This window comes from Acetivibrio ethanolgignens (assembly GCF_001461035.1).
Lineage (GTDB): Bacteria > Bacillota > Clostridia > Lachnospirales > Lachnospiraceae > Velocimicrobium > Velocimicrobium ethanolgignens.
In genome coordinates, this window is the sequence record NZ_LNAM01000162.1 from 1 (window position 1) to 1868 (window position 1868).

Genomic DNA, 1868 nt, shown 5'->3' on the forward strand with positions numbered 1-1868 from the left:
CAAATTTTGGTATAGTTTTAGGTTTTTCTTTACCTACTTTGCTATACTCTGACAGTGGAGCTGCCTTGTCTTACAAACTTTGTATCAGCGTACAAACTAACCTCTCCTACGTTTTTACTTTTAAATACTAACAGGTCAACACCATGATAATCAACAACTTCGTAATTAGCTAGCACAAAATCTTTTAACTTACTTGAAATAGGTTCACTTTTTACAGCTTTTGTAATAGCCCTTGCGTACTCATCCACACCACTAAAAAGTTTTTTAGCCTCTGCATCTATTCCCGGCACATAATGCTGATTAACAATTACTGGTTGTTGTCTAAACACATCATACCATTGGTCAAAAGCCTCTTTATTGTTCGCTATACCAACAACAACATACCCTTCTTCTTTATTACTAGTATTAGCCATGGCCACTAAGGTTTTTGCGATATCACTGATACAATTTCTATTTATTTTATTTTTAGTGAATGTAGAAATACCTATCTTGAATTCTGTCATCTGCAATTCTATTTTTGAATAGCTTAACCGTTTATCAATTTCAACTTCAATGTCCGTATTTGTTCGTACAACTTCTTTCCCGAATGCAGGGCGTAGTACATTGTACAGATTATCTACAGCATTTGCTGCCTCCCTGTAATCTACCTTCTCTTTCGTAGCAAATTTAGCTATAAAAGTCTTTGCATTCTTAATAGCATTTGCTACAGCCTTGTAATCATAAATAACAAAACCGTCCTCTAGTAACCGATACACTGCTAAATACAGAATCTTAAAGCACTCATCCTTGCCGCTAGTACGTTCATTTGCAAAAAGGAAAGAAGAAAAGTCTGAATGAACTGAATTAAAAATCATATCAATGGTATCAAATGTTTTTGCAAACTTATCCTCTAAAACACCCTTACCAATTTCTTCGACTTTGCTTTCAATTAATGCTCCTAACTTAGTCTCCTTGTTGTAAAGCTGATTTAATCTGTCCTTACTCTTTCTAAAGTCTCCGTCAAGTAGAACCGTAGCAATTAATGCTTCAATAATCTCCTCATCAGTAGACTCTTTCATATTCGGAACATTAATTAAATCATGACGCCGCCAAAACACTGTATTCAAATCAACACCGAAACCATACTTTTCGTAACCAACACTTATCTTCGGCATATCACAGAGACAAATATGATCATCATAAGTATAATCCTTCCGAACACGACTTGCTACTCTACGCACTAAGTCAGGAAATTCTCCTATAGCTGTAGACTGTCTTAAATCATGAGAAGATATCTTTCTTCCGGTTGAATTGATTCTACTAAAGATTAATTCAACAGTAGCTTCATCTTTACCTGTTACAATCGCTGGAATCTGCTTACGGCAAAACTGATAACATACTTCTTTTGGAAGTAGCTGTTCATGTAGTTGTATCTTTCCTTCTTGTAACAACTTAAAAGTTTCATTGTTAGAATTTTGGTCGAAGTAACACTCTTTACCTTCCCACACAACGCTAAATTCTCCAAGTACAAACGATACTATTGCGTTTAATCTTTGCATCCCGTCTACGATTTCAAGAATTGAAACATTTTCATCAGTTAATGTATAACTTGAAATTAATATAGAGGAAATAGGTATACCCTGCATAAGAGAATCGATAAGCAACTTCTTTTCTTTTAATTCCCATACCAACTTTCGTTGATACCTTCGATTCACATAAAACCTGTTTAATGCGTAATTAGTGATAATCTCACCAATAGTAAACCCTTCAACGCGTAACTCATTACTCACTGTCCTAGCACTCCAATTCATACAAATTCCTCCCAGAGGTATGATATTGAGGTCAAAACCATAAATAGATTTGTCCCTTCTCCTATAGTACCTTGAAAA

Annotated in this window: 1 protein-coding gene; it reads right to left on the reverse strand. The window is 35.0% G+C overall.

Going from position 1 to position 1868, the window contains the following annotated elements; all coding sequences use genetic code 11:
• Positions 1-41: 41 nt before the first annotated feature.
• The gene (locus tag ASU35_RS10645; protein WP_058353005.1) at positions 42-1790 is read right to left on the reverse strand and encodes a GmrSD restriction endonuclease domain-containing protein; all 1749 of its coding nucleotides are present in this window, start codon (positions 1788-1790) and stop codon (positions 42-44) included.
• Positions 1791-1868: the final 78 nt, after the last annotated feature.